This window comes from Paenarthrobacter aurescens, assembly GCF_041549525.1.
In the GTDB taxonomy this organism is placed as follows: domain Bacteria; phylum Actinomycetota; class Actinomycetes; order Actinomycetales; family Micrococcaceae; genus Arthrobacter; species Arthrobacter aurescens.
Map to the genome: position 1 here is coordinate 61,114 of NZ_CP157456.1, position 13,641 is coordinate 74,754.

The 13,641-nt window shown below is 62.7% G+C and carries 15 protein-coding genes and 1 pseudogene; 12 read left to right on the plus strand and 4 right to left on the minus strand.

Annotation, left to right across the window (positions count from 1 at the left end):
- Positions 1-82 precede the first annotated feature (82 nt).
- Positions 83-1,915, minus strand: coding sequence for a glycoside hydrolase family 2 protein (locus tag ABI796_RS00310; RefSeq protein ID WP_174754496.1), 1,833 nt, complete (start codon positions 1,913-1,915; stop codon positions 83-85).
- Between the two features lie 206 nt (positions 1,916-2,121).
- Between ABI796_RS00310 and ABI796_RS00315 the strand changes: the two genes are divergently transcribed.
- Together ABI796_RS00315 and ABI796_RS00320 are read left to right on the plus strand one after the other, a co-directional pair.
- Positions 2,122-3,093, plus strand: a complete 972-nt coding sequence (locus tag ABI796_RS00315; protein ID WP_141282863.1) for a D-2-hydroxyacid dehydrogenase family protein — start codon at positions 2,122-2,124, stop codon at positions 3,091-3,093.
- Positions 3,094-3,237: 144 nt separating this feature from the next.
- Complete coding sequence (locus tag ABI796_RS00320) at positions 3,238-4,380, plus strand: glycerate kinase (protein ID WP_141282861.1); 1,143 nt, start codon at positions 3,238-3,240, stop codon at positions 4,378-4,380.
- Here ABI796_RS00320 and ABI796_RS00325 read toward each other — a convergent pair whose 3' ends face one another.
- Positions 4,381-4,617: a DUF2630 family protein gene (locus tag ABI796_RS00325; RefSeq protein ID WP_141282859.1), complete on the minus strand. Its 237-nt coding sequence runs from the start codon at positions 4,615-4,617 to the stop codon at positions 4,381-4,383. It lies immediately after the preceding gene.
- 88 nt (positions 4,618-4,705) lie between these two features.
- Here ABI796_RS00325 and ABI796_RS00330 point away from each other — a divergent pair, with 88 nt between their 5' ends.
- Both ABI796_RS00330 and ABI796_RS00335 read left to right on the plus strand, forming a co-directional pair.
- The gene (locus ABI796_RS00330) at positions 4,706-5,149 is read left to right on the plus strand and encodes a YdeI/OmpD-associated family protein (RefSeq protein WP_141282857.1); all 444 of its coding nucleotides are present in this window, start codon (positions 4,706-4,708) and stop codon (positions 5,147-5,149) included.
- Between the two features lie 912 nt (positions 5,150-6,061).
- The gene (locus ABI796_RS00335; RefSeq protein ID WP_141282855.1) at positions 6,062-6,625 is read left to right on the plus strand and encodes a hypothetical protein; all 564 of its coding nucleotides are present in this window, start codon (positions 6,062-6,064) and stop codon (positions 6,623-6,625) included.
- Here ABI796_RS00335 and ABI796_RS00340 read toward each other — a convergent pair.
- Positions 6,594-6,917: a hypothetical protein gene (locus ABI796_RS00340; RefSeq protein ID WP_141282853.1), complete on the minus strand. Its 324-nt coding sequence runs from the start codon at positions 6,915-6,917 to the stop codon at positions 6,594-6,596. The two genes, ABI796_RS00335 and ABI796_RS00340, sit on opposite strands and share 32 nt — an antisense overlap.
- 352 nt (positions 6,918-7,269) lie before the next feature.
- Positions 7,270-7,527: a metal-sensitive transcriptional regulator gene (locus ABI796_RS00345; protein ID WP_014920545.1), complete on the minus strand. Its 258-nt coding sequence runs from the start codon at positions 7,525-7,527 to the stop codon at positions 7,270-7,272.
- A gap of 122 nt (positions 7,528-7,649) precedes the next feature.
- Here ABI796_RS00345 and ABI796_RS00350 point away from each other — a divergent pair, with 122 nt between their 5' ends.
- From ABI796_RS00350 to ABI796_RS00385, 8 genes and pseudogenes are all read left to right on the plus strand, one after another.
- Positions 7,650-8,270, plus strand: coding sequence for a rhodanese-like domain-containing protein (locus tag ABI796_RS00350; RefSeq protein ID WP_141282851.1), 621 nt, complete (start codon positions 7,650-7,652; stop codon positions 8,268-8,270).
- Positions 8,270-9,172, plus strand: coding sequence for a sulfite exporter TauE/SafE family protein (locus ABI796_RS00355; RefSeq protein WP_141282849.1), 903 nt, complete (start codon positions 8,270-8,272; stop codon positions 9,170-9,172). Before ABI796_RS00350 ends, ABI796_RS00355 begins: the two co-directional genes overlap by 1 nt.
- 25 nt (positions 9,173-9,197) lie before the next feature.
- Positions 9,198-9,539: a rhodanese-like domain-containing protein gene (locus ABI796_RS00360; RefSeq protein ID WP_141282847.1), complete on the plus strand. Its 342-nt coding sequence runs from the start codon at positions 9,198-9,200 to the stop codon at positions 9,537-9,539.
- Positions 9,540-9,572: 33 nt separating this feature from the next.
- Positions 9,573-9,868, plus strand: a pseudogene (locus ABI796_RS00365) (rhodanese-like domain-containing protein).
- A gap of 64 nt (positions 9,869-9,932) precedes the next feature.
- Positions 9,933-10,295 (plus strand): co-chaperone YbbN, encoded by a 363-nt coding sequence (locus ABI796_RS00370; RefSeq protein ID WP_141282845.1) that lies wholly within the window; start codon positions 9,933-9,935, stop codon positions 10,293-10,295.
- Positions 10,258-10,710: a rhodanese-like domain-containing protein gene (locus tag ABI796_RS00375; RefSeq protein WP_141282843.1), complete on the plus strand. Its 453-nt coding sequence runs from the start codon at positions 10,258-10,260 to the stop codon at positions 10,708-10,710. Before ABI796_RS00370 ends, ABI796_RS00375 begins: the two co-directional genes overlap by 38 nt.
- Positions 10,711-10,800: 90 nt before the next feature.
- Positions 10,801-12,213, plus strand: coding sequence for a rhodanese-like domain-containing protein (locus tag ABI796_RS00380; protein WP_141282841.1), 1,413 nt, complete (start codon positions 10,801-10,803; stop codon positions 12,211-12,213).
- Positions 12,214-12,323: 110 nt separating this feature from the next.
- On the plus strand, positions 12,324-13,610 hold the full coding sequence (locus ABI796_RS00385) for an MFS transporter (RefSeq protein ID WP_141282839.1): 1,287 nt from the start codon (positions 12,324-12,326) through the stop codon (positions 13,608-13,610).
- The last annotated feature ends 31 nt before the right edge of the window (positions 13,611-13,641 follow it).

Sequence of the window (13,641 nt, forward strand, 5' to 3'; positions counted from 1 at the left end):
CGTAGATTCCCGCGTGTCCTGATAGAGCGTCAGGTTTGGGGACGCTCTCTCACATCACCTGGGGGTTTGCGGGGTTGCTCTCTCACATCCCTCGGGTTTCGATCGCGGCCGGCCGGATTTGGCTGGCGCGGATCCTCTCCAGGTCGAACTTGTTGCTGCGGTCGAAGGTGAAGATGCCGTTCTTCTCCTGAAAAACGTCCGTGAGCTGGGTGTAGCAGTACCCGAACATGTCCGGGTTATCCAGCAGAACAGAGCAGAGACCGTCAAACCGGGTGTAGAACTCTTCCTCACTGCTGACGCGCTGGCCGTAACCCCATGAAGAGGCAACGTCGCTTCCGTCCACCGCCTGCCGGGCCTCAACCTCGTTCCACCAGATCCCGCCGAATTCCGAGACGAAATAGGGCTGGCCGGCGTAGGGGACTGAGTAGTCCTCGCCGTCGGCCTTGCGGTTGATATACGGCTTCCCTTCGGCGAGGCCTTGCTGTTCCATCCGGAAGCGGTCCGGGTCCTGCTCATACGAGTGGGAATCGTAGATGTCCGTTTCCCGGATGCGGTGGGAATAGCCGGAAGCATCAATGACCGGGCGTGTGGGATCCGCGAGCTTGGTGGCCAAGAACATCGCCTCGGTAACGTCGTCGAGGACTGTCAGGCGGTCGTGCAGAACCTGATGGGTCTCATTAAGCGGGCACCAGCCGATGATGGAGGGGTGGTTAAAGTCGCGTTTGAGCACTTCCAGCCATTGCGCCACGAAGCTCGCTGTGGGCTTCTGGTTGTGCCCCACGGTTCCTCCGCCGGAGACGCCCCAGTCGCCGAACTCCCCCCACACCAGGTAGCCGAGCCGGTCAGCGTGGTAGAGAAAACGCTCCTCGAAGACTTTTTGATGCAGCCGGGCGCCGTTGAAACCAGCAGCCATGGACAATTCGATGTCCTTGATCAAGGCTGCGTCATCCGGAGAAGTCATCAGCGACTCGGGCCAATAGCCCTGATCCAGGATGAGGCGTTGGAAGACTGCCTTGCCGTTGATGCGAACAACTTTGCCGTCCAAGGCAACGGACCGCACAGCTGCGTAGCTGCTGATGTGATCAACAGTGTTGCCGGCGGAATCCATCACGCTGACCTCGAGGTCATACAGGAAGGGATCTTCAATGGACCAAGGACGCAAGGACTCACGGGGGATTTCCAGCCGAAGGGAGGGTGTAAGGTCCAGGTCTGCTCTGGCCGTGGCCTCTACATGTACATCAGCCTTGTCGCTGAGGACGGCGGTGACAGTGTGCCCGTTCCGGTTCTGGCTGACGGGCACCTCAAGTGTGATGCTGGAGTCTGCCAGGTTGGGGGTCATCCGGAGGCGCTTGATGTGAACCTCGGGCACTGCCTCCATCCACACGGTTTGCCAGATTCCTGTGGTCCGGGTGTATTGGCAGTGGGTGTTGTTGTACCAGGTGGCTTGTTTGCCGCGGGCCTGCATCTCGTGGCGGGAATCCCTGGCCCGCACCACGATCACTGCCTCCGTTCCGGGCTCGGCCACTCCTCCAAGATCCGCAGTGAAAGGCGTAAAACCTCCCCGGTGCCTGGCGACTTCCACCCCGTTCACCCACACCGTGGCGTCGTGATCCACAGCGCCAAAGTGAAGCAGCACGTTCTGGCCTTCCCACTCCTGAGGGATGGTGACCGACCGCCGGTACCAGACTGCTTCCATGAAATCGACGTGTTCGATCCCCGAGAGCGCAGATTCCGGCGCGAACGGAACCAGGATTTCGCTGTTGAGTTCTCGGGTGGTGAGCCCGCGTTCCAAACCGGAGTCACCGGCGTCGATCTCAAATTCCCAAGTGCCGTTGAGGTTCAGCCACTTGTCGCGGACCAGCTGCGGGCGGGGGTGCTCGGGCTTGGGCAAGGTTCGGTTACGCGGGTCAGTCAAGGGATCTCCTTCGAAGGGATGCTTACGTCCTTTACAACGTTAGAATCATTTGCTCCGGGATGCCATAGGCCTTTGAGGTGGCATTACAACGCTCTCAACCCGCTATTGCGTTGTTGGGCAACGACGCCGCAGCGGGTTGACGACGACATTACTGGCGCGCCGCAAAATCACCGGCGGTCTTGAGTCCCACGCCTCGCCGCGCAAGGATGAATAGCGTGACCCGATTCCGTTTAGCCATCCTTGATGATTACCAGCAGGTCTCCGGCGATTACGCCCCGTGGGATTCACTGCTCGACGACGGCGTGAAGGTCAGCGTCTTCAGCGCACCTTTCCGCTCAGAAGAGCAAGCCGTGGCGGCCTTGGCGCCTTTCGACATCATTGTGGCCATGCGCGAACGCACGCGCTTTCCACAGGACGTCCTCGAGGCCCTGCCCAACCTGAAGCTGTTGGTGACCACCGGCATGGCGAATGCGGCGATTGACCTTGAGGCAGCGGCAGAACGCGGGATCGTGGTGTGCGGTACAGCGGGCTCACCTGCGGCCGCGCCCGAACTGACCTGGGCCCTGCTGCTTGCCTTTGCCCGCAACCTGTCTGTGGAGGAGAACTCGCTGCGGGCTGGTAGCTGGCAGACCGGCGTCGGGTTTGAACTCGAGGGTAAAACCCTGGGAATTGTTGGTTTGGGAAAAATCGGCAAGCGAATGGCAGGCTACGCCAGGGCGTTTGGAATGGATGTGCTCGCGTGGAGCCAGAACCTGACCGCGGAAGATGCCGAGGCTGCCGGCGCCCGCAAGGTCAGCAAAGAGGAATTGTTCAGCGAATCGGACGTGGTGACGCTCCACCTGCGGCTGTCCGAAAGGACCGAGGGAATTGTGGGCTCGGAGGAACTTCGGCTCCTGGGTCCGGACGGTGTGTTGATCAATACCGCACGCGGCCCCTTGGTGGATGAGGCAGCACTGATCCGTGCCTTGGAAGAGGGTTGGATCCGAGGTGCTGCCCTGGACGTTTTCGACGAAGAGCCTCTCCCCGCCGGGCATGCGCTGCTGCATTCGCCAAGGACGGTTCTCTCGCCGCACATCGGCTACGTAACGCGCGAGAGCTACCGGCAGTTTTACGGTGGGGCGTTCGAGGATGTGAAGGGTTGGCTTGATGGCGCCCCTGTTCGGGTGATCAGCGCGTAGTCCGGCGGTTCGCTTGCCGCGGAAGCGGGCGCGATTATCAGGAGCGACCCTGAACTGCGCGTCAGGAAGGTCCGGACGACTGAACCAGCCGCTACGTTACGCTGTGGGCAAGCGCTTTCCGAATGAAGCTGGCAAGATGGACCCATGCGTATTCTCATCGCCCCGGACAAGTTCAAGGGATCCCTGACCGCCGCCGAAGCCGCGTCAGCCATGGCCGAAGGTGCCTTGCGCGTTTACCCGGATGCGGTGACCACCCAGTTCCCAGTAGCCGACGGTGGCGAAGGGACCCTGGACGCAGCTATTTCGGCGGGCTACGAGGAACGGAACAACGCAGTGGTTGGGCCCATCCTCAAGCCGGTAGGAGCCTCGTGGGCCATCCGCAAGGACGCGTTTGGCGGAGCGAGCGCAGTGATCGAGACTGCCATGGCATCCGGCCTGGCGCACATGGAACCCACGCCCGAGAACTCGCTGCGCGCCCACAGCTACGGCTGCGGACAGCTCGTGGCTGCAGCCCTCGATGCCGGGGCCACGGAAATCGTGCTCGGACTGGGCGGCTCTGCAATGTCCGACGCCGGCAGCGGCGCCTTACGCGCTTTGGGGCTCAAACCCCTTGATGCAGCCGGCAATGTGGTGCCACTCGGCGGAGGTTCCCTGGCCGACGTCGTTGCCTTGGACGTCTCCGAGCTGGATCCCCGGCTGTCCGCCGTGAAGTTCAGGATCGCCGTCGACGTTCAAAACCCGCTGTACGGTCCGGAAGGTGCCGCGCACGTTTTCGGCCCCCAAAAGGGGGCGGATGAGGACGCCGTTGAGAAGCTCGACGCCGGACTCCGCAACTGGGCCTCGCTCCTTCGGGAGGCCACGGGCCGCGACGTCAACGTTCCGGGAGCTGGAGCGGCAGGCGGCTTCCCGGCGTCGTTCCTTGCTTTCACTGACTCTGCGCTGGAAGGCGGCTTCGCGCTGGTGGCGGGGCTGACGGGACTTGCCAAGCACCTGGGCGAGGCCGATCTGGTGATCACCGGTGAGGGATCCATGGACGAGCAATCGCTCACGGGCAAGGCGCCCATTGCTCTGGCTGACGCCGCGAGCGTGCACGGCATACCGGTGATCGCGGTAGCCGGACGCATTACGGTAACGCCGGAAGACCTCGCCAAGCATGGCATTGTTGCTGCAGCCCAGCTGCTGGATGTTGCGCAGCGCAAGGATGGGGTCCCGGATGTAGCCGACGCCGTGGCCAACGCAGCCAAGTACCTTGCGTGGGCCACCAGTCAGGTGCTTGAAGGGGCGTAGTTACTGCCGGTAGCCCTCAACCTCGCTGATAGGGCGCGGTTCAGCGCTGTCCGGGTTCTCCCCGGCATCCCGCTTTGCCCTGCGCTGGCGGAGGAGATCCCAGCACTGGTCCAGCTGGGCTTCGAGCTGAGCCAGACGGGCCGTGCTGTCGCCGTCATCTGACCCGGCAGCGTCGCGGAGGCGGTGCTCTTCCTCAACAAGAGACTGAATTCGTTCCAAAAGGTCCTGCTCGTCCATGTTCTTTCTCCTTCTTCACGCGGCGTTATGTTGAACCTAGTCCTGCTGATGGGGTGCGTCCACCCGTGACCGGCGGCATACTGGGGACATGAAATTTACAACCACCATTGTGGGCGAGGGCAACAAGGCGGGCATCGAAGTTCCGGACGAGGTAGTTGAGGGACTCGGTGCAGGCAAGCGGCCCCCGGTGGTGGTAACCATCAACGGGCAGAGCTACCGCAGCAGCATCGCTGTGATGGGCGGGAAGTACATGGTGGGCGTCAGCTCGGCCAACCGCGAGCTGACCGGGGCGGCGGCGGGGGACACCGTGGAGGTTGGCTTGGAGGTGGATACGGAGCCCCGCGTTGTGGAAGTACCGGATGATCTCGCGGCTGCACTGGATGCCGAGCCTGAGGCGAAGGAATTCTACGGAACACTCAACTACAGTGCCCAACGGCGGTACGTGGAACCGATAGGGGATGCGAAGACGCCCGAGACCCGTGCGCGACGCATCACCAAGGTGGTCTCTGATCTGAAAGCCGGCAAGAAATAGCATTCTAGGCGGGACCATTGAGTGACTGTTCCAGTGGTGTCCACAAGGAGGGAAGGCCGGGTACATGGCCCGGGCTGTTCTGGGTGACCTCCCAGGATCCTTCCGCAGGGTCGGTCCTTAAATGGGGGAGCCAAATTCGAATTACTTTCGTTGAGGATGGTCAAACCCGAAGCGACGTGCCGGAGCAGACGGGCGGGCCGCACCCGTCACTTAAGAGTCAAGCAGGGCCTGAGAAGAACGAGTAAAAGCAGCTCGAGAAAGCTGTCCGTTCCGTTGCAGAGCTCCCCGCGGCCAGCGAGCAAATGAGCACTTCCAATGACGCTGCCGTGAGTTTTGGCTTCGTCACCGGGATCCGAGCCACAGGACCACGGCCAAAAGGACGACATACCCGATTCACCCCGCTGAATCTGAATTGGGCTTGGACCAGCCCGTCCCACAGAGGGTTCGAGTGTCGAACCGACAGGCCTGGTTTCGACATATGCTCTGGGTTTAGTCGGGATTGGGGGAAGGATTCGTACATGAAAAGCCGAACGCGTCATTTGATGGGTCTCGCCCTGTTGCCTCTTGCCCTCGTGTCCTGTGGCGAGGTACCAAGCGAGGAAACCATCAGCTCTGACCCGTCGGGCCGCTGGCACGTGTCCGTTCTTGGCCCCAGGGAGAGTGATGCCTCGATAGAACACTGTTTGGAAGACCCACTCATCGACGAGGCAATTCAGTCTGCCAACTTGCCCTCAACGCATCTCAGCATCAGACTGCTCGAAACCGCTACTCAGAAGGAAGCCGAGCGAATCGCTGATTGCCTCCGAGCGAATGTAGGCAGCGGCAAAGTAAGCATCATCCGACAATAGAGCTGCTTACGGGAGACCAGCACCCCTACGCCGGCCGTCCCGCAGAGGGTTCCTACACTGAAGCATGACAGCTGAGAAGGGGACCGGCCCGACAAGACCGTCCGCCGGGGCGGGTTCCTTAGCCCTAACCGGGAGTGCATCTCTGAACGTAGGTGTCGCCAGCCTCAGATATGACCACCGCTGTTGGAAAGTGCACTGGAACCATGTGCTGCGGGCATACTCGGCCTTGGAAGCGGACTACCAGAACCTAGTGGATCGCAACAAGATGATGTTCGACGTGGACGCATTTTTCATTTTCAGCACCCATCTTCATGAGTGGATGAAGCGCGACATGGCGAAGGAATGCATGCTCACGCCAGAGCAGTTAAATGAGCTGAACAGGCTTTTCTACACAGACCCAGCCCTCGTCCTGGGAAAGGACATCGCGAACACGCAAAAGCACCATACCCGGACAGGTGGAAGAATGGCGTTCGTAGCTGAAGTATCCGTTTACTTCGTAGGTCAGCGCGCAGAAGCGCAGATCCAGGTAGTTGGGGAAGACGCTCCCAAGGATGCCCTGGGGCTTGCAACACAGGCTGTCGCTTCGTGGCAGGCCTTCATAGATGACCACAAGCTCCAGCCGACTTAGCCGTCTTCAGATGGTTTTTTCCGCGCATATAGTGAACGGTGTAATGGTCTGGTGTGAAGACAGGCACGAGGAGTACACAGTCATCTTGGGGCCATTGCCGTGCCATCAGGTCAAGCTGCTCCACGACCTGCGCCAGTGGGGATTTCGGCCCTATGTAGGGTTTCCTCTTTTCATCGAGCATAGGCTCGATGGCCTGTTGCCATTCCGAACCAAGGGTTAGGTGCGGATTCAAGATTGCTTGTAGCTTTTCGGCTTCCGCGTCTCCGTGGCCGCGCTTATCTTCAGTCGTCATTGCTTCTCCTGGGATGCAGAAACCGCCATAGCGAGCAGCTGCGATCACCTTACTCCACGGCCAAATACTCCAACTGCGGCGTCAGAATCCCTGCCCGCCTGCCGACACCAGTCCACCCGGGCGATAAGCGGCCGCCCAGCAGCCCGCAACAGTGAGCTGGGTATTTGCTGGTCGATTCGCTGTAGAGAGCCTGGATTCGGCCATATCAGGAGCGACGGTCCGCCAGGAGCCGTAGCTCACGGAGCGCTCAACGGCGTCATGGCTCTTGCTGGGTCGGCCACTGCCGAAGGCGAAGCAACGGTCCGGTTTGAAGTCATCATTCTCGCTGCTGGGAACCGCCCAATCGCAGTCCTCACGCGAGGGAGAGGAAGAGCTTTTCCAGGTCTTTCTTGTCCATCGTTGCGTCTTTTTGGACAATGCACTGCTCAAGGCCCGTTGCGATGATGGCGAACCCTGCCCGGTCCAGCGCCTTCGATACAGCTGCGAGTTGGGTGACGACGTCCTTGCAGTCCCGGCCTTCTTCAAGCATGCGGGTGACTGCCGACAGCTGGCCTTGGGCTCGCTTGAGCCGGTTGATGACAGGGGTCAGTTCTGAGGGATTGAGTTCCACGGGTTTCTCCAACTATTGATAACTTCCTTCAATCATATACCCCCTAGGGTGTTTTGACTACCCCCGGGGGTATCTGTAATACTCGGTGGGGTATCCACCCGACCCCTTCCGAGAGGCCAACCATGACTTCCAGTTCCGCGGCACCGACCGTCACTGCACTCGCCCCTGAAACTCTCCAGTCCTGGTTCAAAGAGCACCGGGACCTCGTGGTGATCGACGTGCGTTCCGCCGCTGAGTTCGAATCCATGCATATCCGTGGCTCCTACAACGTGCCCTTGCAGCTTTTGTCCGAGCACACGGACGAACTCGCCTCCCGCCTGAGCTCCCGTGTGGTCCTGGTCTGCCAGTCTGGCGTGCGAGCCGAGCAGGCCCGCCAGCGTCTTGCCAAGGCCGGCATCGACACCGCCTACGTCCTGACCGGCGGCGCACCAGGTTTCGCCGCCGCCGGCGGTGACGTGGTCAAGGGCAAGGACCGTTGGGATCTTGAGCGGCAGGTCCGCCTTGTGGCCGGTTCCCTCGTGGTCCTGGGCCTGGCCGGCGGCAGGTTCATCTCCCCGAAGATCCGGACGCTAGCCGGGGTGATCGGCACGGGCTTGACGTTCTCGGCCGCGACCAACACTTGCGCTATGGGCAAGGCCATCTCGGCCATGCCGTGGAACAAGGCCGCCCAGGAACCCACCCGCGAAAGCGCCATCCTCGCCCTGCCCGCGGTCATCAACAAAAGCACGGAAGCCGCAGCCTGATGACAGTCACCCTGCTCCTGGTTCTTGCCCTGTCGGTGGTGATCGGACTCTCGCTCGGCGTCCTGGGCGGTGGCGGATCCATCCTGACAGTCCCAGTCTTGGTCTACGTGGCCGGGTTCGAGGCCAAGGAAGCGATCGCAGCGTCACTGTTCGTCGTGGGCGTCACCTCCGCGGTGAGCGTAATCAGCCATGCCCGCGGGGGCAGGGTGATGTGGCGGACCGGCCTGATCTTCGGCGCGGCCGGCATGGCTGGCGCATTCGTCGGCGGCCTCCTCGGCGGGCATATCCCCGGCCAGATCCTGCTCATCGCCTTCGCCATCATGATGGTGGCCACCTCCGTGGCCATGCTCCGCGGCCGGAAGAAAAAGAATGTCGACGGCGCCGCCGCGCCGGTCAAGCACGAACTGCCCATTGGGCGGGTCCTGCTGGACGGGGCTGTCGTCGGACTCATCACCGGTCTGGTCGGCGCCGGCGGCGGATTCCTCGTGGTCCCGGCCCTTGCACTGCTCGGAGGCCTGCCGATGTCCGTGGCCGTGGGCACCTCCCTGGTGGTCATCGCCATGAAGTCCTTCGCCGGGCTCGCCGGATACCTCACCACCGTCCAGCTCGACTGGGGCCTCACCCTCGGCGTCACCGCCGCCGCCATCATTGGCTCGCTCATCGGCTCCAAACTCGTCGGCCGCATCCCGGAAGCCGCCTTGCGCAAAGCCTTCGGCTGGTTCGTCCTGGCCATGGGAACCTTCGTCCTCATCCAGCAAGCCCCGGCCGACCTCCGGTGGTTCATCGCCGCCGGAGTCGCAGCCCTCGCCGCAGCCACTGCGGGCATCTGCTGGTTCTTCATCAGCTCCTGCCCCCTGCGTAACCGCACCGGCCGCCGCAGCAAAATCCCCTCACCCGCCTGAACTCATCACCACCAAGGAGAACACCATGGGCCTCATCAGCTCTCTGAAAAAAGCCTTCAGCAAGCCCTACACAACGCTCTCAGTCGCTGAGGCCAAGGACCTCCTGTCCTCAGGCGCCGTCCTGATCGATGTCCGCTCCGCCCAAGAATGGCGCTCCGGACGGGCATCCCAGGCCAAGCACATCCCCCTGGACCGACTGCAAACCAGCCCCGCCGGAATCAACAACAACAAACCTGTCATCGCCGTCTGCGCCTCCGGAGTCCGCTCCGCCTCGGCCGCCCGGCTCCTCGCCTCGCAGGGGTACCAGGCCTACTCCCTGCGCGGCGGCATGAGCGCCTGGCGGGCAGCCGGCGAGCCCGTCCGCTAACACCAGCACACAATCTTTCGAAGGAGAAACATCATGGCTGAAATCACCATCACCGAACCGACCAGCGACGCTCCAGCGCCCGCATCCTTGATGTCCGCGAGGACGTCGAAGTCGCCGAAGGCATGATCCCCGGCGCCCTGCACATCCCCATGGGCCAGCTGCAGGCACGCCTGTCCGAACTGGACCCGGCAGTGCCCGTCATCGCGGTCTGCCGCAGCGGCAACCGCTCAACCCGCGTCGCCGACGCCCTCAACGGAGCCGGCTTCACCGCCGACACCATGGCCGGCGGCATGACCGCCTGGACCCGCGCCGGCCTCCCCACCACCTGACCCCTCCGGTCCCCGCCACCCCAGACGCCTTCCACCTACAACGCCCGAAAGGATACGAAAGACGATGGCAACCATCGACATCACCGAAAAGAGCTTCGCCCAGACCCTGGAGAGCAGCGAGATCGTCTTCGTTGACTTCTGGGCAGCATGGTGCGGCCCCTGCCGCCAGTTCGCCCCCACCTACGGCGCCGCGGCAGAACGGCACCCGGACATCACCTTCGCCAAAGTAGACACCGAAGCCGAACAGACCCTCGCCGCAGCAGCGAACATCACTTCCATCCCCACCCTGATGGCCTTTAAGGACAAAACCCTGGTCTTCTCCCAGCCCGGAGCCCTCAACGCCACCGGCCTCGAAGAAGTCATCCGGGCCGTCAAGAACCTGGACATGGATGAACTCCGCGCCCAAGCCGGACCCCAGAACGCCTGATGCGGTGCCAGAGGGCCAGACGTACCGCACGGTAACGGCAGACGAACTCGCCACGATGTGGCCGCGCGCCACCCTGGTGGACGTGCGGACCCGGGAAGAGCATGCCACCGCACACGTACCCGGGAGCCTGAACATCCCCCTGGACGAATTGCCCTTCCGGCTCGCCGACCTGCCCAACAACACGATCCATGTGCTGTGCGGGTCAGGAAAACGCAGCAGCCAGGCCGCACGGATCCTGACCGACCGCGGATACCAGACCGTCAACGTCGCCGGCGGGATCACCGAGTGGTATCGGGCAGGCCACCCCGTCACCTATCAACCCATTCCGGAAAACCCGTCACGGCAACAACCTAGCCACACCCCCGCACGCCAGCGCAGGCTCCTGCACAAGCTGTTTCACAGAAAAACGACCTAGGTCACAACCTGGTTGCGAAATACCCCCAGGGGTATTTAAGCTGGATTCAGAACACACCCCAAACCCCTTTCAACCAAAGGAGATCACCAGATGCTTATCGAGCGCATTTACGATGAAGACCTCGCCCAGGCCAGCTACCTGATCGGCTGCCAGGCCAACGGCACCGCCGTTGTGGTCGACGGCCGCCGCGACATCGCCGTCTACCAGGAACTCGCTGAGAAGAACGGCATGAAGATCATCGCCGTTACCGAAACCCACATCCACGCCGACTACCTCTCCGGCACCCGCGAACTCGCCGCCGCCACCGGCGCGAAGATCTACGTCTCCGGCGAAGGCGGACCTGACTGGCAGTACGGATTCGACGGCGAACGCCTCTACGACGGCGACAAGATCACTATCGGCAACATCAGCATCCAGGCCGTGCACACCCCGGGCCACACACCCGAGCACCTTTCCTTCCTGGTCACCGACGGTGCCTTCAGCGACCAGCCCGGCTACCTGCTCTCCGGTGATTTCGTCTTCTCCGGCGACCTGGGACGTCCCGACCTGCTGGACGAGGCAGCCGGCGGGATCGACACCCGCTTCGAAGGCGCAAAGCAGCTCTTCGCCAGCCTGCGGGACAAATTCCTGACCCTGCCGGACTACGTCCAGGTCCACCCCGCACACGGCGCCGGAAGTGCCTGCGGCAAAGCACTCGGCGCCATCCCCTCCTCCACCGTGGGTTACGAGCGGCTCTACTCCTGGTGGGGCCCCTACCTCGCAGCCAACGACGAGCAGGGCTTCATCGACGAGCTCCTCGACGGCCAGCCCGACGCGCACGCCTACTTCGGCCGGATGAAGCGCGAAAACCGTGAAGGCCCCGTCGTCATGGGAGAACGCGCACCGCTCGAGGAACTGGACACCGCAGACGTCGCAAAGGACCTGGCGGAGGACAAAGTCACGTTCATCGACACCCGCCCCAACAGCGAAGTCCACGAAGGCACGGTAGCCCGATCCCTGAACGTACCCGCCGGGAAGTCCGTGGCCAGTTACGGTGCATGGGTAGTAAACCCCGAGACCGACAAGAACCCTCTGGTACTGCTCGCAGCAGACCAGGAAGAGGCTAAGGACATGTGGGACCACCTGGTCCGGGTCGGCATCGACAACGTTGCCGGCTACGTCACCAGCATCGAAGGACTTCCCATGTCCACGCCGAAGCTGGTCCAGCCAGAAGAGCTGCAGGGTTCTGACGTCGCCTTGGTCGTGGACGTCCGCAACCGCAGCGAACACACCGCCGGGAACATCCCCGGCTCGTACCAGCTCAGTGGCGGCCGGATCATGTGGCACCTGGACAAGCTCCCCACGGACGGAACCATCGTGACCTACTGCCAGTCAGGCGTCCGGAACTCCGTCGCAGCCAGCGCCCTGCGCCGGGCCGGATACGACGTCGTCGAACTCGACGGCAGCTACGCAGCTTGGGACGCTTTCCAGCAGACCCGACAGAACGCCGTATCAGCAAAGTAGCCCTTAAGACCGCCCGGGCAGGACCCCCGTCCTGCCCGGGCCCGCCCGGACGCGTTCCCCCACGCGTCCGGGCACCTTTATGTTCCCGGCACGAAAGCGAGTACTCAGGAATGGCCAGAACAAAGGCGGAAAGCGTGCTGCACTCCACCCGCGCCGCACTGGGCCTGCGACAGAACCTGGCACAGTTCATGCTGCTGGTGGCAGTGAACGCCCTGGTGGGTGGAACGCTGGGCCAAGAGCGCACCGTGCTGCCCCTGCTCGCTTCCCAGACCTTCCACCTGGACCTTTACACAAGCGCCCTGACCTACATCCTCGCGTTCGGTCTGTCCAAGGCCGCGATGAACTACTTCGCGGGCACACTCTCTGACCGGTACGGCCGCAAACCCGTCCTCATCACGGGATGGCTGGTAGCGATTCCCGTCCCGCTTATGCTCATCTATGGCCCGTCATGGGAACGGATCGTTGCCGCAAACGTGTTACTCGGCATCAGCCAAGGCCTGACTTGGTCCACCGCCGTCATCATGAAAATGGACCTGACGGGCCCGAAACAGCGCGGCCTGGCCATGGGCCTGAACGAAGCAGCGGGCTACCTCGGAGTCGCCGTCACTGCCCTCGCAACCGGGTACATTGCCTCCGCTTACGGCCTCCGGCCTGGCCCGTTCCTCCTCGGTGCGGCCTACATCGCCCTCGGGTTAGGCCTATCCGTCCTGACCATTCGCGAGACCCATCACCATGCCAAAACAGAAGCCTTTCAGCACGTCAGTGCACACAGGAAGGCCGACGCCTGCCTCACCACAGGACAGGTTTTCACCCTCACCAGCTTCAAAGACCGCTCACTCTCCGCAGCCAGCCAGGCAGGACTGGTGAACAACCTCAACGACGGCCTCGCTTGGGGCCTCTTTCCAGTCCTCTTCGTCACCTCAGGGCTAAACGTGAACCAGGTAGGGATCCTGGCCGCCGTTTACCCCGCGGTCTGGGGCGCCGGGCAGCTCTTCACCGGTGCCGCCTCAGACCGGTGGGGCCGCAAATGGTTCATCGTGGCCGGAATGATCGTCCAAGCCGCGGGACTCGCCATAGTCGCCGCCTCCCACAGCTTCGGGGCCTGGCTCATCGCCGCTGTCCTCCTCGGACTCGGAACGGCCATGGTCTACCCCGCTCTCCTGGCCGCCGTCGGGGACGTTGCCCATCCCACTTGGCGTGCACGCTCCGTTGGGGTCTACCGGCTCTGGCGTGACGGCGGATTCGCCGTAGGGGCACTCCTGTCAGGTCTTCTCGCAGATCTTTATGGGATCCCCGCAGCCATCGCGACCGTCGCTGCACTCACAGCAGCCTCCGGTCTGGTGGTTGCCGTTCGAATGCGCGGCAGCGACCATCCCGCACGGCAGAAACTGGTCTAGCACGACGCGGCAATCCGCACGGCTGAGCCCA

Coding starts and splice junctions, on each gene's coding strand:
- ABI796_RS00315 (WP_141282863.1), top strand. CDS start 2,122: ATGAATAGCGTGACCCGATTCCGTTTAGCCATCCTTGATGATTACCAG.
- ABI796_RS00320 (WP_141282861.1), top strand. CDS start 3,238: ATGCGTATTCTCATCGCCCCGGACAAGTTCAAGGGATCCCTGACCGCC.
- ABI796_RS00325 (WP_141282859.1), bottom strand. CDS start 4,617: ATGGACGAGCAGGACCTTTTGGAACGAATTCAGTCTCTTGTTGAGGAA.
- ABI796_RS00330 (WP_141282857.1), top strand. CDS start 4,706: ATGAAATTTACAACCACCATTGTGGGCGAGGGCAACAAGGCGGGCATC.
- ABI796_RS00335 (WP_141282855.1), top strand. CDS start 6,062: ATGACAGCTGAGAAGGGGACCGGCCCGACAAGACCGTCCGCCGGGGCG.
- ABI796_RS00340 (WP_141282853.1), bottom strand. CDS start 6,917: ATGACGACTGAAGATAAGCGCGGCCACGGAGACGCGGAAGCCGAAAAG.
- ABI796_RS00350 (WP_141282851.1), top strand. CDS start 7,650: ATGACTTCCAGTTCCGCGGCACCGACCGTCACTGCACTCGCCCCTGAA.
- ABI796_RS00355 (WP_141282849.1), top strand. CDS start 8,270: ATGACAGTCACCCTGCTCCTGGTTCTTGCCCTGTCGGTGGTGATCGGA.
- ABI796_RS00360 (WP_141282847.1), top strand. CDS start 9,198: ATGGGCCTCATCAGCTCTCTGAAAAAAGCCTTCAGCAAGCCCTACACA.
- ABI796_RS00370 (WP_141282845.1), top strand. CDS start 9,933: ATGGCAACCATCGACATCACCGAAAAGAGCTTCGCCCAGACCCTGGAG.
- ABI796_RS00375 (WP_141282843.1), top strand. CDS start 10,258: ATGAACTCCGCGCCCAAGCCGGACCCCAGAACGCCTGATGCGGTGCCA.
- ABI796_RS00380 (WP_141282841.1), top strand. CDS start 10,801: ATGCTTATCGAGCGCATTTACGATGAAGACCTCGCCCAGGCCAGCTAC.
- ABI796_RS00385 (WP_141282839.1), top strand. CDS start 12,324: ATGGCCAGAACAAAGGCGGAAAGCGTGCTGCACTCCACCCGCGCCGCA.